Genomic DNA, 23,880 nt, shown 5'->3' with positions numbered 1-23,880 from the left:
TTTCTCGCCGTGCCGCTCGAGCAGCGCGAGCTGCCGCTCGACCTGCTGCAGGTCGCCGTGGTCGGCGGCGGCGAGGAGGGTGCCGCCGGTGCGGAGCGGGACGCGGAGTCGGGTGGCGAAGCCCGGCCACAGATCGGCCGAGCGCCGACCGAGGGTGAGCACGTCGGTCTCGCCGTGCCAGAGCTCGCCGGCCGGGCTGAGCATCCCGGCTGCGGCGTGGGAGGCCCCCGAGCCGGGAGCCGGGTCGACGACCTCGACCGGGTGGCCGCGCCCGACCAGCTCGTCCGCGACGGCGAGCCCGACGATCCCGGCACCGAGCACACGGACGAGCCCCCGGACCTGGCCCGCCATCAGGCCACCGCCGTGACGAGCTCCTTCGCTGCCACCAGCGGATCGGGTTGTCGCCACAGCCCGCCGATGACGGCGACGCCGTGGGCGCCTGCCGCCCGCGCACCCCCGGCCCGCACGGCGTCGATGCCGCCGATGCCGATGAGCGGGAGGACGCCGTGGGCGGCGGCGAGCGCGCCGAGGCCGAACGGGTCGGGCAGGCCGCTCTTCGACTGCGTCGCGAAGAGCGGTCCGAAGCCGGCGTAGTCGGCGCCGTCGTGGGCGGCCGCGGCGACCTGCTCGCGGTCGCGGCAGGTCGCGCCGATCAGCAGTCGCGGCGCGATCCGGCGCGCCTCGCGGACCGGCAGGTCGTCGGCGCCGAGGTGGACCCCGGCCGCGCCGGCCGCGAGGGCGACGTCGACGCGGTCGTTGACGACCACGGTGGCGTCGTACATCTCCACCGACCCGCGCACCACCCGGGTCAGCTCGACCAGCTCGCGCGTGGTCGCGCTCTTGTCGCGGACCTGGAACCCGTCGACGCCGGCCTCGGCCAGCGCAGGCAGCAGCGCGAGGTCGTCGCTGGACGAGACCAGACAGAACAGCTTGGGCACCACGGAGGCTCACTTCCTTCGCCGGCATGACCCGGATCAGGTTCGACGGTCGGAGCGGCTCCAGCTCCCTCTCAGTCCGCTGCCGCGGACTCCCGTGTGGGTTGACGTCTCGACCATAGCGACCGACCTCCGGTCGGTCCAGCCCCGGGGGCGGCGTACGATGCGGGCTCGTGGCCGACGCTGTGACTCCTGGGTTCCGTTATTCCGATCTCCTTCCTGCCCACCACGACGACACGCCCTACCGGCTGATCACGACCGAGGGCGTCTCGACGTTCGAGGTGGACGGGCAGACGTTCCTCAAGGTGGACCCGGAGGCGATCCGCCGCCTCACCTACGAGGCCGTCCACGACATCCAGCACTACCTGCGCCCGGCCCACCTCGCCCAGCTGCGCAAGATCATCGACGACCCGGAGTCCTCGGGCAACGACCGCTTCGTCGCCCTCGACCTGCTCAAGAACGTCAACATCTCCGCCGGCGGCGTGCTGCCGATGTGCCAGGACACCGGCACGGCGATCGTGATGGGCAAGAAGTCCGAGGGCGTCATCACCGGTGTCGACGACGCCGAGCTCGTCGCCAAGGGCGTGTACGACGCCTACACGAAGCTCAACCTGCGCTACTCACAGATGGCGCCGATCTCGACCTACGAGGAGAAGCCGACCGGCAACAACCTCCCCGCGCAGATCGAGCTCTACTCCACCCCGTCCCACGACGGGACGCCGGAATACCACTTCCTCTTCATGGCCAAGGGCGGCGGCTCGGCCAACAAGTCGTTCCTCTACCAGGAGACCAAGGCGATCCTGAACCCCGATCGCCTGCTGAAGTTCCTCGACGAGAAGATCCGCTCGCTCGGGACGGCCGCCTGCCCGCCCTACCACCTCGCCGTGGTCGTCGGCGGTACGTCGGCGGAGCACGCCCTCAAGACGGCGAAGCTCGCCTCGGCGCACTACCTCGACCACCTCCCCACCGAGGGCGACCTCTCGGGCCACGGCATCCGCGACCCGAAGCTCGAGGAGGAGATCTTCGAGCTGACCCAGTCGTTCGGGATCGGCGCCCAGTTCGGTGGGAAGTACTTCTGCCACGACGTCCGCTTCGTGCGGCTCCCCCGTCACGGCGCCTCGCTGCCGGTCGCGATCGCGGTCTCCTGCTCCGCCGACCGGCAGGCGCTGGGCAAGATCACCCCCGAGGGCATCTTCCTCGAGCAGCTCGAGACCGACCCGGCGAAGTATCTCCCCGACACCACCGAGGAGCACCTCATCCAGGGCGGCGAGGTCGTCAAGATCGACCTGACCCAGCCGATGGACGAGATCCTCGCCGAGCTGTCCAAGCACCCGGTCAAGACCCGGCTCTCCCTGACCGGCCCGCTGGTGGTCGCGCGCGACATCGCGCACGCCAAGATCAAGGAGCGCCTCGACGCAGGCGAGGAGATGCCGCAGTACCTCAAGGACCACCCGGTCTACTACGCCGGGCCGGCGAAGACGCCCGAAGGCTACGCGTCCGGCTCCTTCGGCCCGACCACGGCGGGCCGGATGGACTCCTACGTCGAGCAGTTCCAGGCGGCGGGCGGCTCCAAGGTGATGCTCGCCAAGGGCAACCGGTCCAAGGTCGTCACCGAGGCCTGCCACGCGCACGGCGGCTTCTACCTCGGCTCCATCGGCGGCCCGGCCGCACGGCTCGCCCAGGACTGCATCAAGTCCGTCGAGGTGCTGGAGTACCCCGAGCTCGGCATGGAGGCGATCTGGAAGATCGAGGTCGAGGACTTCCCCGCCTTCATCGTCGTCGACGACAAGGGCAACGACTTCTTCACCGACCCCGCCGGCACCACCACGATCCCGCTCACCGGCGTCCGGGTGCGCTCCAAGGAGCGCTGAGCCGGGCGCCGGACTGGGCTCAGGGCAGCTTCTCGTCCTCGATGCTCTGCCCGGGACGACGGTGGCCCGAGCGGCTGTTCTCGTTGTCCCGGCGGTTCTCCGGCGGGCTCGACTCGGGCCCGGCGGCGCCCTCGTCGGCGCCGCCGGACTCGCTGTCGGGGTAGCCCGCCGTCGAGTCCTCGGGCGCCTGCGGCGTCCCCGTCGTGTCGTCGCCCAGGCGTTGGACCTCCGACACCTGGCCCTCGCTCTGGTCGTCGCTCTGGTCGTCCTCGGGTCGCTGCTTCTCGGTCATGACCTCCGGTAGCCCGCACGGGCCGGCGTACACGTGCTGTGAGAATGGCCGCGTGGAGACGGTGGCGCAGGACGGCGGGCTGGTGTTGCGGCGCCGGGAGGACGACAGCCTGGAGCTGCGGGCCAACGGCGTCTTCGTGATGGACACGGTCGAGACGAGCACCGAGCGCGCCCTGGCGTCCCGGGCGCTGGCCCTGCATCCCGCTCCGCGGCGCGTGCTCGTCGGCGGGCTGGGGCTGGGCTTCACGCTCGAGGCCGTGCTCGCCGACCCGCGCGTCGAGCACGCCACGGTGGTCGAGCTCGAGCCGGCCCTGGTCGGCTGGATGCGCGACGGCACCATCCCTCACGGGCCGTCGCTCCTGGCCGACCCGCGGGTGCACGTCGAGGTCGCCGACGTCGCGGTCGCGCTGCGCGACAGCCCGCCGGCGGCGTACGACGTGGTGGTGCTCGACGTCGACAACGGTCCGAGCTACCTCGTGCACGACGGCAACGCCGGGCTCTACCAGGCACCACTGCTGCGGGAGGCCGCACGCGCGACGGCGCCGGACGGCCGCGTGGTGATCTGGTCGGCCAGCGAGGAGCCGGCGCTGGTCGCGGCGATGAGTACGGTGTTCGTGGAGGTGGAGGAGCTGTCGTTCCCGGTCGATCTGCAGGGCCGTGACGAGCGCTACTGGCTCTTCGCCGGAACAACCGCCACTAGTTGAAGGTTGAATCAAACATGACTGAAGACCAGGCGTTCCGCATCGAACACGACAGCATGGGCGACGTCCGCGTCCCCCAGGACGCGCTCTGGCGGGCGCAGACGCAGCGAGCGGTGGAGAACTTCCCGATCAGTGGTACGCCGATCGAGCCGGCGCTCATCCATGCGATCGGCCACGTGAAGGCCGCCGCCGCGAAGGTCAACGGCGCACTCGGCGTCATCACGGCCGAGCAGGCCGACGCCATCGCCGAGGCGGCCGCCAAGGTCGTCGCCGGCGAGGTCGACGACGCCTTCCCCATCGACGTCTTCCAGACCGGCTCCGGCACCTCGTCCAACATGAACGCCAACGAGGTGATCGCTTCGCTCGCATCCCGCGCCGGGGTCGAGGTCCACCCCAACGACCACGTCAACGCCAGCCAGTCCTCCAACGACACCTTCCCGACCGCCATCCACGTCGCCGCCGCGGTGGCGGTCACCGAGCAGTTGCTGCCGGCCATCGACGTCCTGGCGAGCTCACTCGAGCGCAAGGCCGAGGAGTTCCAGGGCCTGGTCAAGAGCGGCCGCACCCACCTGATGGACGCGACGCCCGTCATGCTCGGCCAGGAGTTCGGCGGGTACGCCGCCACCATCCGCTACGCGAAGGAGCGGCTCGACGCCGTCCTCCCCCGCGTGCGTGAGCTCCCGCTCGGCGGCACCGCCGTCGGCACCGGCATCAACACCCCGGCCGGCTTCCCGCAGCAGGTGATCGCGGAGCTGTCGGCCGCGACCGGCCAGGAGTTCACCGAAGCGCGCGACCACTTCGAGGCCCAGGGCACGCGCGACTCGCTCGTCGAGCTCTCCGGCGTCCTGAAGACGCTGGCGGTCGGCCTGATCAAGATCAACAACGACCTGCGCTGGATGTCGTCGGGCCCGACGACCGGCCTGGCCGAGATCCACCTCCCCGACCTCCAGCCGGGTTCCTCGATCATGCCCGGCAAGGTGAACCCGGTCCTCCCCGAGGCGACGCTGATGGTCGCCTTCCAGGTGATCGGCAACGACGCGGCCGTCACCGCCGCCGGCGCCTCGGGCGCCTTCGAGCTCAACGTCGCGATGCCGGTCATGGCGCGCAACCTGCTCGAGTCGATCCGGTTGCTCTCCGCCTCGATGACGGTCCTCGCCCAGCGCACCGTCTACGGCATCACCGCCAACGCCGAGCGCATGCGCGCCTACGCCGAGTCCTCGCCGTCGGTCGTCACCCCGCTCAACAAGTACATCGGCTACGAGAACGCCGCCAAGGTCGCCAAGCAGGCGCTCGCCGACGGCGCGACGATCAAGGAGACCGTGCTCAGGCTCGGCTACGTCGACCGGGGCGAGCTCACCCTCGAGCAGCTCGACGCCGCGCTCGACGTGGAGTCGATGACCCACCCCTGACACCGAGGTGGTGAGCGTCGGCGTGGGACATGGTCCGCGCCGACACTCACCACCGGGTCACTCCCCGACGTTGTAGCGGCGCAGCAGCTCGGCGAACGTCCGCCGCTCGGCGTCGGTCCATCGCTCCAGCCGCCGGGCGAGCATCGCACGCTGCTGGTCACGCGCGCCCTCGAGCAGGCGGGCGCCCGCCGGGGTGACGTGCAGCGCCTGGACGCCACCGTCGTCGCGCTGGACGAGACCGCGGCGTACGAGCGCGCCGATCTGGCGGCTGACCGTCGACTTGTCCAACCCGTAGACGCGGGCCAGGTCGACCGCGCGGCAGCCGTCCTCGTCGTACACATGGCTCAGCATCGAGTAGGCCACGAACGAGAGGTCGGGGTGGGCACGCTCGACGACGGCCCGCACCCGGCGGCCGTAGAGCGTGAGCTCGTGGAGTATCTGCTGCGTCACGTCTTCCTGCGCCGCCATTGGCATCTCCTTCCGGTTGGTTGTAATATACAACTATTCGCTGAGTTGCAAAGTACAACTCGCTCCGAGTCTCGATCCGGAAGGTTCCATGTCTCACCCCAGCTCCGTCTCACGCCATGAGCGGCACGTCCTCAAGCACGCCGGCATCCACCTGCTCATCCCGCTCTTCCTCGGCGTCGGCATGGCCCTCGCCTACCTCGGCGCGTTCCACCAGCCCAGCCCGCACGACGTGCGCATCGACGTGGTGGGCAGCTCGGCCGAGACCAAGGTGATGGCCCAGACCCTGCAGGACAAGCTCGGCGACATGGTCGCCATCCGGACCGTCGCCGACGCCGGCACCGCGGAGCAGCAGATCAAGCACCGTGAGATCACGGCGGCGCTGGTGCCCGACGCCACGGCGCCGCAGCTGCTCTACAGCGACGCTGCCTCCGCGACCACCTCCCAGGTCGTGGTGTCGATCTTCGAGGAGGTCGCGGCCTCGCAGCACGTGCCGCTGCAGCTGAGGAACGTCGTCCCCGTCGCCGCCGACGGCGACCCGAGCGGCCAGAGCATGTTCTTCTACCTCGTCGGTCTGACGGTCGGCTCGTACGCCGCGGGCGTCGCGATCGGCGCCGCCGGAGCGGCCCTGCGCCACCGCTTCCGCGTGGGCCTGGCGGTCGTCTCCTCGGCCGTCACCGCGCTCCTCGTCACCGTCGTCGCCGGTCCCGTGTACGGCGCCCTGCCCAGCCACGTCGTGGAGATCGGCCTCCTGGCCTGGCTCTACAGCGTCTCGATCATGCTGATCGGCGTGGGCCTGCACCCATTCCTCGGCAAGGTCACGACGCCCACGATGACGATGCTCTTCGTGATGCTCAACTTCACCACCGCCGGCGGTGTCTATGCTCCCGAGCTGCTGCCGGGCTTCTTCGGCGCGCTGCACTCCTTCTGGAACGGCGCCGCGCTCCACGAAGCCGGCCGCAACCTGATCTACTTCCCCGACCTCGGCATCGGCCGCCAGGTCTGGACCCTGCTGCTCTGGCTCGTGGCCGCCTCCGGGCTGGTCTTCGCGTCGTTCGTCTACGAGCGGAGGCGCAACGCCCCGCTCGTCTCGGAGTCGGCCGAGGACGAGGAGCTCGAGGAGGTCGTCGCAGCGGCCTGACCCGCTGCGAGAGACGCGACCGTCACCACCCCCATACGGCCGCGCACAGCAACGGCGGCGCACCCGATCGGGTGCGCCGCCGTCGTACGTCTCTGCGCTCGCGCCGTGGGCGCCGGCGTCTCTCAGTACCAGTTGTAGGACTCGGAGTGCGCCCACGCGCCGCAGGGCGAGCCGTAGCGATCCTGGATGTAGCCCAGGCCCCACTTGATCTGGGTCTCGGCGTCGGTCTGCCAGTTCGGGCCGGCCGACGACATCTTGGAGCCCGGCAGGGCCTGCGGGATGCCGTAGGCGCCCGAGGGGTTGTAGGCGTTGACCCGCCAGCCGGACTCCTTCGTCCACAGCGAGTCGAGGCAGCCGAACTGGCTCCCGCTCCAGCCGTACGACGACAGCAGGGCGCTCGCGACGGACTTGGGGTCACCCTGGGCGAGGTCCTCGCGCTTGGTGATCGCGTCGCCTCGGTCGGTGGTGACGGCCGCGAGGGCGGCCTGCTTCACCGGGTCGGTGGCGGCGCGGCGGTCGGCGGAGCGCGAGAGCGGCGCGTCGTCGCCGCGCGCGGCGACCAGCGCGGCGCGCTCGGCAGCGTCGGTGCCGTCAGCCTGGGTGGTGGACGATCCCGAGGGGGCGGTCGCACCGTCGGCGGACTGGCCGAAGGAGCTGGCGACCGGAGTCACCTGGTCGGAGGGGGCGTGGAGGGCGATCCCGCCGGCGACCGCCGTACCCGTGCCGCCGACGGCCAGGGTGGAGAGCAGAAGCGTGGTCTTGGCGACCTTCTTGGGGGCCTCTGCGAGGGGTCGCTGCGGTGCCTTCCGATGCTTCGGAACGTGCGGGGCGTGCTTCGACAAGGTCTCGTCTCTGGGTCTTGGGGGCTCAGGGCGACCTGCCTACCCTGCATGACGGGGCAAGGCAGAGCAAACCGAACTCCCCATGTGTCGGAAGATCGGGGTGGCTTTGCCGTCACATCAGTCACAGGAGCCTCAAGGACCGCAGCAGTCGCCGAGTCGGCGTACAGGAACGCCGACCCGGCGACGACGGCACGGCCTCTAGAGGACGACGTTCTCCAGCATCTCCGTGACGAGCGCCGCGATGGGCGAGCGCTCGGACCGGGTGAGGGTGACGTGGGCGAAGAGCGGGTGCCCCTTCAGCTTCTCGACGACGGCCACGACGCCGTCGTGCCGCCCGACCCGGAGGTTGTCGCGCTGGGCGACGTCGTGGGTGAGCACCACCTTCGAGTTGGCGCCGATGCGGGACAGCACGGTGAGGAGCACGTTGCGCTCCAGCGACTGCGCCTCGTCGACGATGACGAAGGAGTCGTGCAGCGACCGGCCGCGGATGTGGGTCAGCGGCAGCACCTCGAGCATCCCCCGGTCGAGGATCTCGTCGATGACGTCCTGCGAGGTCATCGCCCCGAGCGTGTCGAAGACCGCCTGCGCCCAGGGGTTCATCTTCTCCGCCTCCGAGCCGGGCAGGTAGCCGAGCTCCTGGCCGCCCACCGCGAAGAGCGGACGGAAGATGACCACCTTCTTGTGCTGCCGGCGCTCCATGACGGCCTCGAGCCCTGCGCAGAGCGCGAGCGCCGACTTGCCGGTGCCGGCCCGGCCGCCCAGCGACACGACGCCGACGTCGGGGTCGAGGAGCATCTCGAGCGCGATCCGCTGCTCGGCGGACCGACCGTGGATGCCGAACGCCTCACGGTCGCCGCGGACGAGGTGGACCTGCTTGTCCGGACCGACCCGGCCCAGCGCCGTACCTCGCTCGGAGAGCAGGACCAGGCCCGTGTGGCACGGCAGGTCCTTCGCCATGTCGTGGTCGAGGACTCCGTCGTCGTAGAGCTCGTCGAGGTCGGCCGCCGAGACGTCGATCTCGGCCATCCCGGAGTAGCCCGGGTCGGAGTCGGAGATGGTCTCGCCGCGGTACTCCTCCGCGGTCAGGCCGACCGCGGAGGCCTTGATCCGCATCGGCAGGTCCTTGGAGACCAGGGTGACGTCCGCGCCTTCGGCGCGAAGGTTGCACGCGACCGCGAGGATTCTCGAGTCGTTGTCCCAGCTCGCGCCCTGGGGGCGGAACCCGCTGGGCAACGTCGAGGGGTCGGTGTGGTTGAGCTCCACCCGGATGCTGCCGCCGGCTTCGCCGACCGGCACCGCCTCGTCGAGGCGCCCGTGGATGATGCGCAGCTCGTCGAGCATGCGCAACGCCGTACGCGCGAAGTAGCCGAGCTCGGGGTGGTGACGCTTCCCCTCGAGCTCGGTGATGACGACGACGGGCAGGACCACCTCGTGCTCCGCGAAGCGCCGCAGCGCCCCCGGGTCGGAGAGCAGCACGCTCGTGTCGAGGACGAAGGTCCGGATGCCCGGTCCCGTCTCCCCCGGTGCCGCCTTCCTCCTGGTCGTGCGCTCGGTGCTAGAGGCCTGGGTTGCCACGCGGTTCACCCCTCAGCGACCTGGACGCGCACCCACGTCCCGGTCCTTGTTCACACAGTCGGACCGGGAGGGAGCCCGCAGGTCGGGGTGCCGACCTCGTCCCACACGGGAGGCGGACCGGGGTCCGGCGCCTGCCGCGTGTTCCAGACGTGAGCAATCACGTACGAGCCTCCAGGTGCGGCGGGCTTCCCCACCCGCCGTTGCTGTCGAAAGTACGCCGCCGGTGGAGGCCGCAAGGGCGACACGCGCGAATTGGCCGGTGAACAGTTTGTTGCGCCCGAGCGGCGGGCAGGTCGCGCTCGCGCTGGAGCGGCTCAGCGACCCATGCGGCGCTCGCGCTGCGCGTAGGCGCGGAGGGCGCGGAGGAAGTCGACCCGGCGGAAGTCGGGCCAGAGCGCCTCGCAGAAGTAGAACTCCGACTTGGCCGACTGCCAGAGCAGGAAGCCGCCGAGGCGCTGCTCGCCCGAGGTGCGGATGACGAGGTCGGGATCGGGCTGGCCGGCGGTGTAGAGATGGGCCGCGATGTGCTCGACGTCGAGCTGCTCGGCGAGCTCCTCCAGGCTGGTGCCCTTGGCGGCGTGCTCGTTGAGCAGCGAGCGTACGGCGTCGGCGATCTCGCGGCGGCCGCCGTAGCCGACGGCGATGTTGACCAGCATGCCGTCGACCTCGCGGGTCGCCTCCGCGGCGGCCTTGAGCCGCGCCACGGTGGTGCTGGGCAGCAGGTCGACGGCGCCGACCGGATTGAGCCGCCAGCGGCCCTGGTCGGCGAGGGAGTCGACAGCCTCCTCGATGATCGGCAGCAGCGCCTCGAGCTCCCGGGGCGAGCGGTTGAGGTTGTCGGTGGAGAGCAGCCAGAGCGTGACGACCTCGATGCCGACCTCGTCGCACCACGTCAGCAGGGGCTCGATGTTCGCGGCGCCGGCCCGGTGGCCGTGGGCGGTGTCGCGGCCGACGGCCTTGGCCCAACGGCGGTTGCCGTCGAGCATGACGCCGACGTGCTTGGGCAGCCGGTCGGTGTCGAGCCGGCGCAGCATCCGCGCCTCGTACGCCGGATAGAGGACCCGGCGTACGCCCCGCTTCCAGTCAGCCACGGTCGAGAGTTTACCGAGGGTCGGTGAACGGGCACCCACTTCCCAGAGTCTCCTCAGCATGACCGGGTACCTTCAGGGCATGCACGAGACGAGCGAGGCCGTACGCAGCCGCATGGATGACCTTGCCGGCTCGATCTCCGAGACGCTCCACAGCACGCTGGAGGAGATCAAGCCGCGACTGCGCGGCTGGCTCCACCTCGCGACCGCTCCCCTGACGCTGGCGGCCGGGGTCGTGCTGATCGTGCTCGCCCCGGACGGACGCCCGCGCATCGGGGCGATCGTCTTCACCGTCGCCGCGCTGCTCCTCTTCAGCGTCTCCGCGACCTACCACCGTGGCGCCGGCCACTGGACCCCGCGCGTCCACGGGATGCTCAAGCGCTGGGACCACGCCAACATCATGCTGATGATCGCGGGCACCTACACGCCGTTCTCGCTCATGCTGCTGCAGGGCGCCGCCCGGGTCACGCTGCTGTCGGTCGTGTGGAGCGGGGCGATCCTGGGCGTGCTGTTCCGGGTCTTCTGGACGAGCGCCCCGCGCTGGCTCTACGTCCCGATCTACATCGCCCTCGGCTGGTCGGCGATCTTCTTCATCCCCTCGTTCTTCCAGGGCGCGACCGCGCTCGGCCTCGGGATCGGCGTCGCGGTCTTCACCTTGATCTGCGTCGGCGGCACGCTCTACACCCTCGGCGGCGTGGTCTACGGCTTCAAGCGCCCCAACCCGTGGCCGCGCTGGTTCGGCTTCCACGAGGTCTTCCACAGCTTCACGATCCTGGCCTTCGCGGCGCACTACACCGGCGTCTCGCTGGCGGTGTACTCACTGCGCTGACGCGCGCCACAACCCGCGACTCGACGCGCCACAATCCGGGACTCAACCCCTCGGGAGGTCGTCCGGGTCGGTGACGGGCCGCTCGCAGACGAACCCACGACAGACGTACGCCGCCGGGCGGCCGTCGACCGCCGTACGACCGCTCAGCAGGGGGATGTCCGGCGCCTTGCCGGCCGAGGGCTCGTCCGCCACCACGACGACCGCGCCAGGCAGCCGACGCGCCCGGTCGGCGAGCGCGTCGCGGGCCTCCCCTGCCGGGCCGACGACCGCGACCTCGAGGGGCCCTTCGGCCATGGTGACGGCGGCGGCGAGGGACCAGCCCGCGAAGCGCGGGGCCTTGGTCATGAGCGGGGCGAGCGTGGCGAGCGCCTCCTCGGCGGCCGTGCGGTAGCGGCCCTCGCCGGTGAGCGCATGGGCGGTGACGAGCGCGTGGATCATGCTGCTCGTCCCGCTGGGCGAGGCGTTGTCGGCCGGGTCGCGCGGACGGCTGACCAACGTCTCGGCGTCGGCGGCCGTGTCGTAGAAGCCGCCGTCGTCGGCGCGGAACTCGGCCAGGGCGGTGTCGAGAAGCGTGGTGGCCCGGCTCAGCCAGCGACCGTCCGCGGTCGCCTGGGCGAGGCTCAGGAACCCGTTCGCCACGCAGCCGTAGTCCTCCAGCACGCCCGCGTGGCGACCGGCCACGCCGTCGCGGCTGACCCGCACCAGCCGTCCGTCGCGCAGGTGGAGGCGGACGAGCAGCTCACCCGCGGCGAGCGCGGCATCGACGTACGACTGCTCGTGGAGGAGGATCCCGGCGTCGACGAGCCCGCTGATCGCGAGGCCGTTCCAGGCGGCGACGACCTTGTCGTCACGGGCCGGGCGGACGCGGCTCCCGCGGGCCTCGAGCAGCCGTGCGCGGACCCGTGCCAGGCGCTCTTGGTCGTCCGGCTCGTGGCGCAGCTGGAGGGTGGATGCGCCGTGCTCGAACGTGCCCTCTGTCGTGACGTCGAGGACCTGCGCCGCCCAGGCGCCGTCCTCCTCGCCGAGGACCTCGACGAGCTCGGCCGGCGTCCAGACGTAGAACTTCCCCTCGACGCCCTCGCTGTCCGCGTCGAGCGCCGAGGCGAACGCGCCCTCCGGCGTCCCGAGCTCGCGGATCATCCAGTCGGCGCTCTCGCGGGCGATGCGCGCGCCGAGCGCCGACCCGTCGCCGGCCAGGCGGGCGTAGAGACCGACCAGCTGGGCGTTGTCGTAGAGCATCTTCTCGAAGTGCGGCACGACCCAGCCGCGGTCGACGGCGTAGCGGGCGAACCCGCCGCCGAGCTGGTCGTACATCCCGCCGCGCGCCATCGCCGCGACCGTGCGGTTGAGCATGTGGGCCACGCGGGAGTCCGGCTCGGGGCCGGCGGCCACTCGCCGGAGAAACTCCAGCACCATCGACGGCGGGAATTTCGGCGCCCCGCCGAAGCCGCCCGCCATCGGGTCGAACTCCCCCGCGAGCGTCTCGATGACGGCCGCGATGTCGACCTGGCGGTCGCCCGAGGGCGCCGACGCCACCGAGGAGTCGGCGAGATGGCGTCGTACGTTGTCGGCGACACGACGCACCTCCTCGCCGCGGTTGACCCACGCGTCGGAGAGCGCCTGCAGGACCTGGGTGAAGGCCGGCATGCCCTGCCGCGGCTGGTCCGGGAAGTAGGTGCCGGCGAAGAACGGGTTGCCGTCGTGGTCGAGCACAACCGTCATCGGCCAGCCGCCCTGGCCGGTCATCGCGGTCGTCGCCGCCATGTAGACCGCGTCGACGTCCGGCCGCTCCTCACGGTCGACCTTGATGCTGACGAAGTGCTCGTTGAGGTACGCCGCCGTCGCCTCGTCCTCGAACGACTCGTGCGCCATCACGTGACACCAGTGGCACGCGGCGTACCCGACGCTCAGCATGATCGGGACGTCGCGCCGCCGAGCCTCCTCGAAGGCCGCCGGCTCCCACTCCCACCAGTCCACCGGGTTGTCGGCGTGCTGGAGCAGGTACGGGCTCGTCGCGTCGGCGAGGCGGTTGGCCATTTCTTGTGACTCCTCAAGATTGGCACGTGTGTCACTTTCATCCCGGTGATACACGAGGGTGATACGCGAAGCGGATTCTCACGGCTCCTGATCGAGCCCGCGCGCTCCCAGCCTAGGAGGGACGCCGATGGCGACGCGTAGGACGCCGGCGAGGGCGCGCCGTGGAAGCGAGTGCTCCGGCGGGAAGGCGACGCAGACGATCGCCGCCCTCGGAGCGAAGTACGTCGAGGACAGCCGGGAATGCGCCAAGGCGGTCCGGACCATCCAGGTTCGCGAGTCGCGGCTCAACGCCCACATCATCCCGACGATCGGCGAGGTCCCCGTCGGGAAGTGGCGGGTCGAGCACAGTCGCAAGGTGATGGAGCGGGCGTCGGCGACTCTGTACTCAAGGCGCGGCAAGGAGGACCTGCGCGGCGCTATGGCCGCGATGCGCAAGCTGGCCTGGCGGGTGGGCTGGCTCGACAGGTCGATCGGCCCCATCGACGGCCTCGACATCGGACGATCGACGGTGCTCTCCGCGGTCGACCTGGAACCGTTCACCGAGTCCTTCTCGAACCGGTTGTACTCCAGCATCGTCTGGTAGTCGAGGTCCTTGCGGTCGACCACGAAGAGGTCCTGGATCCGTCAGCAGCGACTGGCCAGCAAGCCCTTCATCGGCCGGCCGAAGGGGGGGTGTGAGCCTCATGGACGGCCCCCGGCACGTCTTCCTCAGCGCCGGCGTGGTGATGGCCCGCTACGGCTGGGGCAAGACCAAGGGCTACCAGAACCTCAAAGACCGCACGCTGACCCCACCGCCGGTGATGACCCACCCCGACCGGTGGCGGCTCGACCAGCTGCTGGCCTGGGAGGAGAAGCGCATCGCGTCGGCCGAGGCGGCACTGGAAGCGTTGCTCGCACCTGGACGGGAGGAGGTCGGGCTCGCCGACCTCCTCCCCAAGCCCAAGCGACGGCGGCGGGCGGGGTGACGCACATTGTCGCGTCAGCGTCGCGACAATCTGGCCGAGCGCACAAAAGGTCAGATAGAGAATCCGCAAAAGGTCGAGCGCACAAACCGCAAAAGGTCGACTCGATGTTCAACAAACGGTAAACTGATGCAGTGGTGAGCTACCTGCCCCGGATCGCCGACCAAGAGCTCGGCGAGCGCCTTGGGTACATCGGCGCGGTCCTGATCGAGGGCCCGAAGGCCTGCGGCAAGACCGCGACGGCGACCCGGCACGCCCAGACTGTCATCCGTCTCGACGAGGACCAGCGAGCGCGCCAGTTGCTGGAACTCTCCCCAGATCGGCTCTTCGAGGGCCCCACACCGATCCTGTTCGATGAGTGGCAGGTCGCGCCGTCGATCTGGAACAAGGTCCGGCGACAGGTGGACGATCGCGAGGGCAAGGGCCTCTTCATCCTCACCGGGTCGGCGACGCCCACGGACGACGCTTCGCGGCACTCAGGGGCAGGGCGCTTCTCCGTCATGAAGATGCGTCCAATGAGCCTGTTCGAGTCAGGTCACTCGAACGGAGAGATGTCGCTGCGTGCCCTCTTGGAGGGGCAGCCGCAGACGGGCTTCGACGCACACCTCTCGTTCGATGAGTTGCTCAAGCGCATCGTGGTGGGGGGATGGCCCGAACTGGTCGACGTCGACGAAGCCAGCGCCCGACGTTGGCTGCGCGACTACCTCACCAACCTCGTCGAGGTCGACATCCAGAAGCTCGGCTCACGCCGCGACCCCTCGAACCTCCGACGGCTCCTCGAATCCTTGGGGAGATCCGTCGCGCAGGCCACCAAGGCCGCTGAACTCGCGAGGGACGTCGGCGGAGAGGATGGACCGATTGCCAAGGAAACGTTGACCGCGTACCTCAACGCCCTCGACCGGCTCCACCTCCTCGACAACTCCCCGGCCTGGCTCCCCCATATGAGGTCTCGCGTCCGCCTTCGCACTGCGCCGGTCCGCTATTTCGTCGACCCGTCCATCGGCACCGCCGCGCTCGGCATCGGCACGAGCGACCTCACCAACGATCTCGAGGCGCTGGGGCTCCACTACGAAGCTCTCGTCATCCGCGACCTACGGATTTATGCCCAACTGCTCGACGCACGCGTGGACTCCTGGCGAGACGCCGACGGCCATGAGGTCGACGCCATCGTCAGCATCGGACCCAACAAGTGGGGAGCCTTCGAGATAAAGCTCAATCCGAGTGCCGTCGATGAGGCGGCGGCCTCACTACTGCGCTTCAAGGCCAAGGTGGACACGAGTCGGCACGGCGAACCGTCCTGCCTCGGCGTCATTACCAGCACCGGCGCCGGTGGCCTCCGCCCGGACGGCGTGCACGTTATCCCCGTCGGGACCCTCGGACCCTGATCCCAGCCACGAGGACGCGATCATGACTGATCTCCAGGCAGAGATCGAAGAGCTGCGACGAGAGAACGTGCGCCTTCGCAAGCTCCTCAAGCTCACCGACGCTGAGGCTGCTCCTACTCGCGGCACCCAGACGGCATGGTTCGAGAAGACGCCCAGCCCGGTGGATGCACGATCTTCGTCGCAGGCCAAGGTCGAGTTCTACGCCGCGTTGTTCGGAGCGCGACGCGACGTCTACGCCATACGCTGGGAGAACGCCCGGACCGGCAAGTCCGGCTGGATGCCAGCCGTCGAGGGCGGATGGCGCAAGGGCCGGGCGGCCTCCGACATCCGACACCTGCCGCTGACGCCCGAGGTGGTCGCCGCTCACCTGACCGGTGACATACACATCGGCCTGTATCCGATGCTCCGCGGCGACCAGACCTGCTGGCTCGCCGCCGACTTCGACGGACAAGCCGCGATGCTCGACGCCCTCGCCTACCTCAAGGCCGCACGGGCAATCGGCGCCCCGGCCGCACTGGAAGTATCGCGATCAGGCATCGGCGCACACGTGTGGATCTTCTTCACCGACCCCGTGCCAGCAGCCACAGCCCGCCAACTCGGTACGGCGTTGGTGCGCGAAGCAATCGCCATACGCGGGCGGATAGACCTGCGCTGTTACGACCGCCTCTTCCCCTCCCAAGACGTGCTCCCCGGCCAAGGTCCCGGGAACCTGATCGCCGCGCCACTGCACGGCAAGTCGCGCAAGCTCGGGACCACCGTCTCGCCTACGCCACCACGGCGTACGGTGCCCAGGGCGCCACCGTCGACACCGCGCACGTCCTCGTCGGCGAGCACACCGGCGCCGCCTCCGCATACGTCGGGATGACCCGGGGTCGTGAACGCAACGTCGCCCACCTCGTCGCCGAGACCGTGGAGGACGCCCGCCGGCAATGGGTCGCTGTGTTCGGACGCGACCGCGCCGACCTCGGACCCTCGCACGCCGCCGGCATGGCGGCCGAAGCCGTTGAGCGCTACGGCCCGATGCAACGGCCCTACGTCCGCCGGGTACGCCGTCCTGCACCACCGAGGCAGAGCCCGCCCGCGCCAGTACCGAGTCCGGCCTACCGGCCCCCGGTATCCACGCCGCCGCCCGGCCTCGGGCTCTGATCCCGATGGACCGCGCCGGCCCAGAATCCGGCACCTGTCGGCAGCCTGCGGCATGATTGAGGCGTCCGCTTCCCTGTCGAGAGGAGACTGTCGTGACCGCTCTCGCACCGGAGATGTCGGCCGTCGACCGGTTCGCCGACCCGCTCTACTCTCTCGCCGAAGCGTCTCGTTTCCTCGGCCTCTCGGAGTCGACATTCCGCTCCTGGGCACGCGGCTACGACGTGCGCGTCAAAGGACGCCGCGTCGTGGGCAACCCGGTCGTCACTTCGCTTGGCACCCCGGGCCAACGCGCTGCCTCCATCCCCTTCGTCGGACTCGCCGAGGGCTATGCGCTCGCCGCGATCCGGCGCGCGGGTGTTCCACTCCAGCGGATCCGGCCGGCGCTGGAGCAGCTGAACAAGGAGATGGGCATCGGCCACGCGCTCGCCTCGCAGCGTCTCTACACCGACGGCGCCGAGGTGCTCTATGACTACGCGCAGCGCAGCGACGGCGAGCAAGCCGAGGCTGTACGGGACCTGGTCGTCGTACGCCAGAACCAGCGGGTGTTCGCCGAGGTGGTCGAGAGCTACCTCAAGCGGATCACCTTCGGCGCCGACGGCTACGCAGTTGCCATTCCGCTCCCGGGCTTCGAGCAAGCCGAGCTGATCGCCGACGTGAGGCGAGGGTTCGGACAACCCACCTTCGCCCACGGCGGGGCCCGTCTCGAGGACGTGCTCGGCCTGTTCGACGCCGGCGAAGCGATTGCGACGGTCGCGATGGAGTTCGGCCTCACCGTGCTCGAGGTCGAGGATGCGATCCGCAACCGGGACAAGAAGAGCTGACCGGAGCGATGCGTGGAGTCGCCTCACTTCTTCGTTGACCGAAGTCTCGGAGCAGTGCAGGTGCCGCAGCTACTCCGACAGGCGGGCTGGAATCTGACCACGCTCGTCGAGCATTACGGCAAGCCAGCCGACGAGATGGTGGCGGACGTGGACTGGCTGGCCTTGTGCGGCGAGCACGGGTGGCCCGTCCTGATGAAGGACGAGAAGATCCGCTACCGCACGGCCGAGCGGGAAGCCCTCGTTTCAGCGGGAGTGACCGCGTTCTGTCTCGCATCCGGGAACCTGAGGTCGACAGAGATGGCCGAGGTCTTCATCAGGCACCGCGACGTGGTCTGGGAGAAGGCGGTCGCAGGCGGGGCGGCGATCTGGGTGCTCTCGCGGCAGCAGGCGCGGCTCACGGAACTCTGAATCGGACATCGGGCGCTCACGGCGGCGGTGGGCGCGGATCGAACCGTGAGCGCCTCGGTGGATGTGGTGGCGTTGGAGATGACGCAGTGGGCGGAGGGGGCAGCCTGCTGGTGCTCCCGATCCGCGCCGACGCCGCGACCCAAGACGTTCCTCCCATGAAACGCAGCGCGTCGTCTCGCGGCGCCTCCGTGGCGGCACGGATCGCGGGCCCCCACGCCGTGCGCACCGGATCGGGCAGATCGAGCTCGTCCCACACGTCGACCAGGAGGCCGCCGTCGATCCAGCGGATCATCTGATGCGGCAAGCCGCATCGGATCAACTGCTCGTACGCTCCGATGCGAGCGGCGCGATCGAGCAGGTTCCATTCGTCCCTGCCGCTGCCCCGGATCAGGTCGGGCATCATCGTGATCGTCGCGAAGCACATCGGCGGCGCCACCGCCCATAGCCGGTCCGGGACGGAGAAGTCATCGATCCCTGGCGCCCGATGCTCGGTCCAGTCGACGTACGTGCGCAGCGTCAGCTCGTGACCGGTTGCGGCCAGGATCCGACTCGCCACCTTCAACGAAGGCGACTTCAGGCCACGCTCGTACGCCGACAGCGTCGCCTGCGACGTACCGGCTCGTGCGGCCAGCTGGACCTACGTTAGGCCGCGCGCTCGGCGCGCCTTCGCGATCAGGTAGGCCCGATCCATCCAACGACCATAACTCCGATCGAACGTATTTGACCCCTCGATTGGCACGGCTCTCGCACCTACCAGTCAGGAGCGGATCACGCGGACCCGCGCCAACCAGGAGGAACCATGCACAGCAACAGCGAGATCCCCTTCCACGCCCGGCACGACGACGAACTCCTGACGCTCGACGACTTCGCCGAGATCCTCATGACGCCGGTCAACACGGTCCGCTGGTGGCGCCAGGTCGGCACCGGCCCGGCGTTCTTCAAGATCGGCCGGCGGCTCTACACCACCGTCGGCGACCTGCGCCGCTTCATCCGCGAGCAGCGCCTTGCGAGCAAGCCCGTCATCGGGCGGCCGAAGGCGGTGTGAGCGATGCACCCGGTGCGCGACCTGGCCGGACTCGACCCGAGCCACACCTTCCTCGACGCGACCGATGTCATCCAGCGCTACGGCTGGGGCAAGACGAAGGGATATCAGAACCTCAAGGACCGCACCCTCGTGCCGCCGCCGGTCGTGACCCACCCGGACCGCTGGCGGCTCGACCAGCTGCTGGCGTGGGAGGAGAAGCGCATCGCGCTGGCCGAGGCCGCTCTGGCAGCGCTCGTCGCTCCCGAACGACAGGATGTGACCGTGACCGACCTGCTGCCGCAGTCCAAGCGGCGACGCCGATCGTGATGAGCAGTCCGCGCGAAGTTGTCGTGTTGTGCTTACTTCGAGCCAACCTCAACAACTACTGGGACGAGTCACTCCGGACGCGTCAGCACGTCCAGGAAGTCATGGTTGACGAAGAGGAGCTCTCGACCGACCTTGACGTCGCTGAGGAGCCTCGCCTCGACCAGGGCGTGCAGCCAGGTGGACGCGGTCTGACGAGAGACGTCGCATCTGTCTGCGACCGTGTTGATGCGGCAGTAGGGCTGCTCGAACAGTACGGCCAGAAACTGGGCGTCGCGCCCACCCGGGGTAGCGACTCGAGCTCGCTCGGCGATGTCTTCCTGACACGTTCGGATGGCCGCGATCTTCCTCGTGGTCGACGTGGCGGACTCCCGGACGATGTCGAGCATGTAGAGGATCCAGTCGATCCACGCGTTCTCGGCAGTCACGGCCCGGAGAAGCCGGTAGTAGTCGTTCTTCCTGGCGATGATGGCCCGCGACAGGTAGAGGATGGGCTCCTGAAGCAGACCGGCCTCGATCAACATCAGGATGTTGATGACACGCCCGGTACGCCCGTTGCCGTCATGGAAGGGGTGGATCGCTTCGAACTGGTAGTGCGCCACGGCCATCCGGACCAGCGGGTCAAGATCGTCTTCAGCGTGGATGAAGCGCTCCCACGCCGACAGTTTCTCGCGAATGAGATCCGCTCCCTCGGGCGGGGCGTAGACGATCTGCCGCGTCGTCGGGTTTGCGATCCGGGTGCCAGGCACAGCACGAACCGCCATGTCGCGTCCCTGCAGCTCGGAGCAGATCCGAGCTGCCGTCGCGGCTGTAAGCGGTCTCTCTCGGATCGATCCCACCCCCGCGAACAGCGCGCTGCGATACCGCAGAGCCTCCTTCGTTGCATGATCTCCACCACCCGAGTCAGCATGCTTGAACAGCTCATCGGCCGTGGTCACGATGTTCTCGATCTCGGAGCTCGCCTGCGCTTCAAGCAAAGGAACAGCATGAATCAGGATGTTCGGGTTCGGCAGCAGCTGACCCGCTTGGGCAAGCGTCGCGAGCGCCGTCCTCGCTTCGACGGTCGCCTTGAGCACTGGCTTGGGCTCCAGGTCGAGGCCTTGCGGCGGTAGCGGCGGCAGCTCATTGAAGGGAACCTCGGGGCTCCAGGGCATGTGTCAGGTCCTTCAACTCATCCGGGTAACGCGTCAAGAATTCCTGGAAAACCTAACACGTTCCAGCAACATGTCAGAAGAGCCGACATGTTTCCAGAAACAGGGGCGCGCGCTGGCCGTCCGCAGGAGTTGAGTAGATCGATTGGCAACCCGATCGACTGCTCAACTCGGTCGCCACGCGCCGCCCCAGCATGATGTCGGCCTGCTCAGCCATCCGGTCGATCCCCCCGTAGGGCATCGATGATCACCTGATCGCGGGCCGCCACCGTCACACCAGCGACCTCCGCGCGGCCGATCTCGCACACCCCGTCGAACGGCGACGCAGGTTCGATGCCGACGAGTCGTATCGCGCGCTCATGCCCGGCTCCTCTCCTCGGGGCCCCGGCGGTCGACCGCTGCAGTCAACTCCGCAGCCTCGCGAGTCCGCAGGGTTCCGTCGGCCGTCGCCTGGTCGAGGGCCTTGCGCAACTGTGCCGGATCCGTGCCCGCGGCCATGCAATCGCGGATGGTGCGCCCGACTGTCGTCACCGGAACGTCGTCCTGCTCGGTCACGTCAGCAGCCGACAGGTTGCGGCGGTGGAGTCGGTAGAGCTCTCCGCCGGCGCCCCGCGGATGGTTGTCTCGCGGGACCGTCAGGTGGATCCGAGACGGGTTCACGTCCGAGAGGCCGTGGAGAACCAGCGCCGACTCGTGCGAGATCACGCCCCTGCCCAAGGTCCACGCCACGGCCTCGGCCAGCTCGTCATGCTCCGAGCGCGGCAGGACAGGGACCCGATACACGCCACGGGTCACCCGCTCCAGCCGACCGCGGGCCGCCATCAGCCGCAGTTGCGTCGGATCGATGCCGAGCTCGCGCGCGTCGCGAGTCGTGACGTACCCGTGCTGATCGACGGCACGCTCGAGGACTTGATCCCGGAGGTCATGTGCTAGAACGCATCATATTGATACGGAAACGCACACAGAACCGCCGGCTCATCGAGGGAGCAAGTGCTCGTCGTTCTGGCCGAGGCCGGCGAAGCCGATAGCCTGACGTCGTGTCCAGCAAGGCCGAGCGTCGGGCCGCACGCGAGAAGGTCGGCGCCTACCACGAAGCACAACTGAGCCGGCTCGTCGAGCATGTCGCCGGCGCCGTCGACCGCCACCGTGCGGGCGAGTTGGACGCCTTCGATGTCGACGCGGTGATCTTCCAGTACTCGCGCGCCGCCAAGGAACTGTGGAAGTTCTGCAACCTGACCAACGTCGAGATCGCCGCCCGCGTCATTGATGATCACCCACCCGCAGACTGGTGGGAGCGCGGGGCGCCCCGGGAACGATAGGGGCGCCTCATTCCCCTCGCAGCCATGCCAGGTCCGCCGCCGCCTGGCGACGTTGCGCGGCTTCGCGTTCGTGGAGGTCCGGCTGCTTGACGAGGCGCAGGGTGTAGGGCCTTCCCTTGCGCATCGTGTGGTGGGTGACCGGAAGTTCGGCGGAATCGATGCGCTGGTGGACGTGCTGGCGCCGGTCGGTCCGCAGCGGCCAGTCGAGCTCGGTGGCGTGAGCGTCGGCGAGGAAACTCTCCAACGTCTGGCAGAGATCGCATCCGCAGCCCGACCACGCGATCGACCAGTCATCGGCGGGGCGAGGCGCGGCGACGAGCAAGGACTCCAGCCGGCGAGCGGCGTCGTCGATCAACGAGGAGGGCGCATCGTCGCCGAGGCGACGCGCCAGTGGAAGCTCAAGATCGAGCACGCCGTCGCCGGAGGCTGCGAGGGAGGCGGCGAACTCCTCGACCAACTCCGCCTCGGCAGCCCTGAAGAGTGCCTCTGCAGGGCCCACGAGCGACGCAAGGCTCGCTGCGCGGGATCGTGGCCCCGCTGTGAGGGCCGCAGCGACCGATACCGAGAGGCCGGTCCAGATGCGTCGGGACACAAGCCTGACGACACTGATGGCGCCGACCTGCAGGAGCGCCGAAGCCAGGCCAGGCAATGCGTCGCTCACCCATTCCGAGCGCCCGTGCCGGTAGCCCCCTGCCGGGAACCAGGACTCGATCAGCCTGCGCGTCCAGGAGTGTCCGTACCGCGCTGCGACCGCCGCGAGTGCGGCGGCGTGATCGGCACTCAGCTCCTCGCCACCGAGCCGGGCGAGCAGGTCGGAGGCGAGGTCGGCGTCATCGAGGGCGTAAGACACCGACAGGAGCGGAGCGAGCAGACCCGTGCCGCAGGCGCCGAGAAGGCCGACCAGCTCTCGGGCATCGGCCCGCGCTTGATGGAGATCCTCCCCGCCGTTCAGGCGGGCGTCGAGCTCGGCGATCGCGTTGGGCAGGTCGGCCTCGGCCCGAGCGATGAAGTCACGCGCCGTCGGCCAGAGCACGATCGCCGCTCGGCGATACCAACGGTCGAGCGTGTTGCCGTAGTTGCCCATGTAGCCCTCGTACTCGGACTGATACGGCTTGAGTGAGGCCGTCGGCGTGACCGCACAGACCTCGCTCTCGTCGACGCCCAGGCCGATCCGCTCCCCGCTGCCGACCCCGGCACGCTTCCACCAACCCAGCGAGATCTCGTCCTCGATCAGCTCACCGACGTCGTATGACGACGACTCCTCGTCGTCATACTCCTCGTCGTCCTCGTCATCGTCGTACCGGTAGCGCCAGGAGCGGTCATCCTCATAGGCGCTCCACGTCTGGCGGATCTCCCCGAGAGCGAGTGCGCTCAAACAGCCGGCCTGCGCGGCGGCGGCCCGCAATCTGCTTACCCACTCGACGTCACGTCCTTTGAGACGACCGGCGGCCAGCCCACGCTCGCTGTACTGATGATCGAGCAGGACCACCAGACGATCAGGCGCGGGCATCGGCTTGTCGGACCAGCCTCGAGTCACGGGCGTGGCGAAGTGCTCGCCGACCAGGCGCGCTAACTCATCGTCGGGGTCGGTCTCGGTCTCTTCGGAATCGCGCGTGACGAGCAGGTTGAACGTCAGCGTCACTCGCCGCCCCGACCGGACGGGTCGCACCTCGTGAACGCAGTCGGCGTAGAAGGCGGTGAAGCCGATCGCATGGCGGTCGGCGTGGCGGTAGGTGCGCGTCTCCCCGCCGTGGCTCACCACCAGCTCCCCGCCGGTGTGGACCGAGGGCAGCGAGACAACCAGCGTGGCCACCATCTCGTCGTCCTTCTCCGAGTCCTGATGTGGCGCGAAGAACTGGTCCGGCCCATAGACCAGGAGCGCATGCAACTCGGCCCGGAGGCGCGCGCCTCTTGGAAGACCGAGTCCCTCATGCACCTCGACCAGCGCATCGTCGAGGACGCGGTCCCACGTCCCGCCCAGCCTCACCTGGTCGGCGGTCAGCTCCCAGGTGTCACGCACCGAGGTGTCGGTCAGCGTCTCCTCCCCCAGCCCGAACATGGCCGGCCGTGCGACCGACACCAGCGCACGCTCCTGCGGCGCACCGACCGGAAGCTTCACCGGGCCGACCCCGTCGACCGACAGGGTGACGCCCGTG

27 protein-coding genes, 1 pseudogene and 1 riboswitch are annotated in these 23,880 nt (G+C 69.5%); of the genes and pseudogenes, 14 read left to right on the top strand and 14 right to left on the bottom strand.

Annotated features, from left to right (window positions below):
• Both AB3X52_RS15835 and thiE read right to left on the bottom strand, forming a co-directional pair.
• Positions 1-351 (bottom strand): FAD-dependent oxidoreductase (locus AB3X52_RS15835; protein ID WP_367995062.1); only part of this gene is annotated, 351 nt, incomplete at its 3' end.
• Positions 351-941, bottom strand: a complete 591-nt coding sequence (gene thiE / locus AB3X52_RS15830) for a thiamine phosphate synthase (protein ID WP_367995061.1) — start codon at positions 939-941, stop codon at positions 351-353. The genes thiE and AB3X52_RS15835, both read right to left, overlap by 1 nt.
• Positions 935-1,044: riboswitch (TPP riboswitch) on the bottom strand. Its footprint overlaps the gene before it by 7 nt.
• Before the next feature lie 64 nt (positions 1,045-1,108).
• Here thiE and AB3X52_RS15825 point away from each other — a divergent pair.
• Positions 1,109-2,806: a fumarate hydratase gene (locus AB3X52_RS15825; protein ID WP_367995060.1), complete on the top strand. Its 1,698-nt coding sequence runs from the start codon at positions 1,109-1,111 to the stop codon at positions 2,804-2,806.
• A gap of 19 nt (positions 2,807-2,825) precedes the next feature.
• Here the strand turns inward: AB3X52_RS15825 and AB3X52_RS15820 are convergent, their stop codons facing one another.
• Positions 2,826-3,098 (bottom strand): hypothetical protein, encoded by a 273-nt coding sequence (locus AB3X52_RS15820; RefSeq protein ID WP_367995059.1) that lies wholly within the window; start codon positions 3,096-3,098, stop codon positions 2,826-2,828.
• 52 nt (positions 3,099-3,150) lie between these two features.
• Between AB3X52_RS15820 and AB3X52_RS15815 the strand changes: the two genes are divergently transcribed.
• Both AB3X52_RS15815 and AB3X52_RS15810 read left to right on the top strand, forming a co-directional pair.
• Positions 3,151-3,801 carry a spermine/spermidine synthase domain-containing protein gene (locus AB3X52_RS15815; protein ID WP_367995058.1) on the top strand — a complete coding sequence of 217 codons (651 nt, stop codon included), beginning with the start codon at positions 3,151-3,153 and terminating at the stop codon, positions 3,799-3,801.
• Positions 3,802-3,815: 14 nt separating this feature from the next.
• Positions 3,816-5,207 (top strand): class II fumarate hydratase, encoded by a 1,392-nt coding sequence (locus AB3X52_RS15810; RefSeq protein WP_367995057.1) that lies wholly within the window; start codon positions 3,816-3,818, stop codon positions 5,205-5,207.
• A gap of 57 nt (positions 5,208-5,264) precedes the next feature.
• Here the strand turns inward: AB3X52_RS15810 and AB3X52_RS15805 are convergent, their stop codons facing one another.
• Positions 5,265-5,675 (bottom strand): MarR family winged helix-turn-helix transcriptional regulator, encoded by a 411-nt coding sequence (locus tag AB3X52_RS15805; RefSeq protein ID WP_367995056.1) that lies wholly within the window; start codon positions 5,673-5,675, stop codon positions 5,265-5,267.
• Positions 5,676-5,763: 88 nt separating this feature from the next.
• Between AB3X52_RS15805 and AB3X52_RS15800 the strand changes: the two genes are divergently transcribed.
• Entirely contained in the window at positions 5,764-6,813 is a 1,050-nt protein-coding gene (locus AB3X52_RS15800) for an ABC-2 transporter permease (RefSeq protein WP_367995055.1), read from the top strand.
• A gap of 122 nt (positions 6,814-6,935) precedes the next feature.
• On the opposite strand, the gene AB3X52_RS15795 is transcribed toward AB3X52_RS15800, so the two are convergent.
• The 3 genes from AB3X52_RS15795 to AB3X52_RS15785 form a co-directional block, all read right to left on the bottom strand.
• A complete protein-coding gene (locus AB3X52_RS15795; protein ID WP_367995054.1) occupies positions 6,936-7,655 on the bottom strand; it encodes an aggregation-promoting factor C-terminal-like domain-containing protein in 720 nt (239 codons plus the stop codon).
• A 198-nt stretch (positions 7,656-7,853) separates the two neighbouring features.
• Positions 7,854-9,158: an RNA 5'-3' helicase PhoH2 gene (gene phoH2, locus AB3X52_RS15790; RefSeq protein ID WP_367995066.1), complete on the bottom strand. Its 1,305-nt coding sequence runs from the start codon at positions 9,156-9,158 to the stop codon at positions 7,854-7,856.
• A 386-nt stretch (positions 9,159-9,544) separates the two neighbouring features.
• Entirely contained in the window at positions 9,545-10,360 is an 816-nt protein-coding gene (locus tag AB3X52_RS15785) for an isoprenyl transferase (protein ID WP_437440564.1), read from the bottom strand.
• Between the two features lie 40 nt (positions 10,361-10,400).
• On the opposite strand from AB3X52_RS15785, the gene trhA reads away from it, so the two are divergent.
• A complete protein-coding gene (gene trhA, locus AB3X52_RS15780) occupies positions 10,401-11,147 on the top strand; it encodes a PAQR family membrane homeostasis protein TrhA (RefSeq protein WP_367995052.1) in 747 nt (248 codons plus the stop codon).
• 42 nt (positions 11,148-11,189) lie between these two features.
• Here the strand turns inward: trhA and AB3X52_RS15775 are convergent, their stop codons facing one another.
• Positions 11,190-13,184: a thioredoxin domain-containing protein gene (locus AB3X52_RS15775; protein ID WP_367995051.1), complete on the bottom strand. Its 1,995-nt coding sequence runs from the start codon at positions 13,182-13,184 to the stop codon at positions 11,190-11,192.
• Between the two features lie 127 nt (positions 13,185-13,311).
• Here AB3X52_RS15775 and AB3X52_RS15770 point away from each other — a divergent pair, with 127 nt between their 5' ends.
• The 6 genes from AB3X52_RS15770 to AB3X52_RS15745 all read left to right on the top strand — a co-directional run bounded on the left by AB3X52_RS15770 (position 13,312) and on the right by AB3X52_RS15745 (position 17,906).
• Positions 13,312-13,767 carry a hypothetical protein gene (locus tag AB3X52_RS15770; RefSeq protein ID WP_367995050.1) on the top strand — a complete coding sequence of 152 codons (456 nt, stop codon included), beginning with the start codon at positions 13,312-13,314 and terminating at the stop codon, positions 13,765-13,767.
• Between the two features lie 100 nt (positions 13,768-13,867).
• Positions 13,868-14,149, top strand: coding sequence for a hypothetical protein (locus tag AB3X52_RS15765; protein WP_367995065.1), 282 nt, complete (start codon positions 13,868-13,870; stop codon positions 14,147-14,149).
• Between the two features lie 131 nt (positions 14,150-14,280).
• Positions 14,281-15,531 carry an ATP-binding protein gene (locus AB3X52_RS15760; RefSeq protein ID WP_367995049.1) on the top strand — a complete coding sequence of 417 codons (1,251 nt, stop codon included), beginning with the start codon at positions 14,281-14,283 and terminating at the stop codon, positions 15,529-15,531.
• A gap of 22 nt (positions 15,532-15,553) precedes the next feature.
• Complete coding sequence (locus AB3X52_RS15755) at positions 15,554-16,396, top strand: TOTE conflict system archaeo-eukaryotic primase domain-containing protein (RefSeq protein ID WP_367995048.1); 843 nt, start codon at positions 15,554-15,556, stop codon at positions 16,394-16,396.
• 373 nt (positions 16,397-16,769) lie between these two features.
• Entirely contained in the window at positions 16,770-17,498 is a 729-nt protein-coding gene (locus AB3X52_RS15750; protein WP_367995047.1) for a hypothetical protein, read from the top strand.
• A gap of 12 nt (positions 17,499-17,510) precedes the next feature.
• Positions 17,511-17,906, top strand: coding sequence for a PIN-like domain-containing protein (locus AB3X52_RS15745; RefSeq protein WP_367995046.1), 396 nt, complete (start codon positions 17,511-17,513; stop codon positions 17,904-17,906).
• Positions 17,907-17,922: 16 nt separating this feature from the next.
• Here AB3X52_RS15745 and AB3X52_RS15740 read toward each other — a convergent pair whose 3' ends face one another.
• Positions 17,923-18,537 (bottom strand): helix-turn-helix domain-containing protein, encoded by a 615-nt coding sequence (locus AB3X52_RS15740; protein WP_367995064.1) that lies wholly within the window; start codon positions 18,535-18,537, stop codon positions 17,923-17,925.
• A 168-nt stretch (positions 18,538-18,705) separates the two neighbouring features.
• On the opposite strand from AB3X52_RS15740, the gene AB3X52_RS15735 reads away from it, so the two are divergent.
• Together AB3X52_RS15735 and AB3X52_RS15730 are read left to right on the top strand one after the other, a co-directional pair.
• Positions 18,706-18,951, top strand: coding sequence for a helix-turn-helix domain-containing protein (locus AB3X52_RS15735; protein WP_367995045.1), 246 nt, complete (start codon positions 18,706-18,708; stop codon positions 18,949-18,951).
• A 3-nt stretch (positions 18,952-18,954) separates the two neighbouring features.
• Entirely contained in the window at positions 18,955-19,257 is a 303-nt protein-coding gene (locus AB3X52_RS15730) for a hypothetical protein (protein ID WP_367995044.1), read from the top strand.
• A gap of 68 nt (positions 19,258-19,325) precedes the next feature.
• On the opposite strand, the gene AB3X52_RS15725 is transcribed toward AB3X52_RS15730, so the two are convergent.
• From AB3X52_RS15725 to AB3X52_RS15710, 4 genes and pseudogenes are all read right to left on the bottom strand, one after another.
• Positions 19,326-20,408, bottom strand: coding sequence for a Fic family protein (locus AB3X52_RS15725; protein WP_367995043.1), 1,083 nt, complete (start codon positions 20,406-20,408; stop codon positions 19,326-19,328).
• A 73-nt stretch (positions 20,409-20,481) separates the two neighbouring features.
• Positions 20,482-20,622 carry a hypothetical protein gene (locus AB3X52_RS15720; RefSeq protein ID WP_367995042.1) on the bottom strand — a complete coding sequence of 47 codons (141 nt, stop codon included), beginning with the start codon at positions 20,620-20,622 and terminating at the stop codon, positions 20,482-20,484.
• Between the two features lie 140 nt (positions 20,623-20,762).
• Positions 20,763-20,960, bottom strand: coding sequence for a hypothetical protein (locus tag AB3X52_RS15715; protein WP_367995041.1), 198 nt, complete (start codon positions 20,958-20,960; stop codon positions 20,763-20,765).
• Between the two features lie 225 nt (positions 20,961-21,185).
• A pseudogene (locus tag AB3X52_RS15710) lies at positions 21,186-21,308 on the bottom strand (type IV toxin-antitoxin system AbiEi family antitoxin domain-containing protein); the annotation flags it as partial.
• A 134-nt stretch (positions 21,309-21,442) separates the two neighbouring features.
• Here AB3X52_RS15710 and AB3X52_RS15705 point away from each other — a divergent pair.
• Entirely contained in the window at positions 21,443-21,724 is a 282-nt protein-coding gene (locus AB3X52_RS15705) for a hypothetical protein (protein ID WP_367995040.1), read from the top strand.
• A 7-nt stretch (positions 21,725-21,731) separates the two neighbouring features.
• Here AB3X52_RS15705 and AB3X52_RS15700 read toward each other — a convergent pair whose 3' ends face one another.
• Complete coding sequence (locus AB3X52_RS15700) at positions 21,732-23,783, bottom strand: 2OG-Fe(II) oxygenase (protein WP_367995063.1); 2,052 nt, start codon at positions 23,781-23,783, stop codon at positions 21,732-21,734.
• Between the last annotated feature and the right edge of the window lie 97 nt (positions 23,784-23,880).

It is taken from the genome of Nocardioides eburneus (genome assembly GCF_040838215.1).
Classification (GTDB): Bacteria; Actinomycetota; Actinomycetes; order Propionibacteriales; family Nocardioidaceae; genus Nocardioides; species Nocardioides eburneus.
Note: the sequence above shows the minus strand (reverse complement) of the source record. Positions and strands in the feature narration are given on the sequence as shown.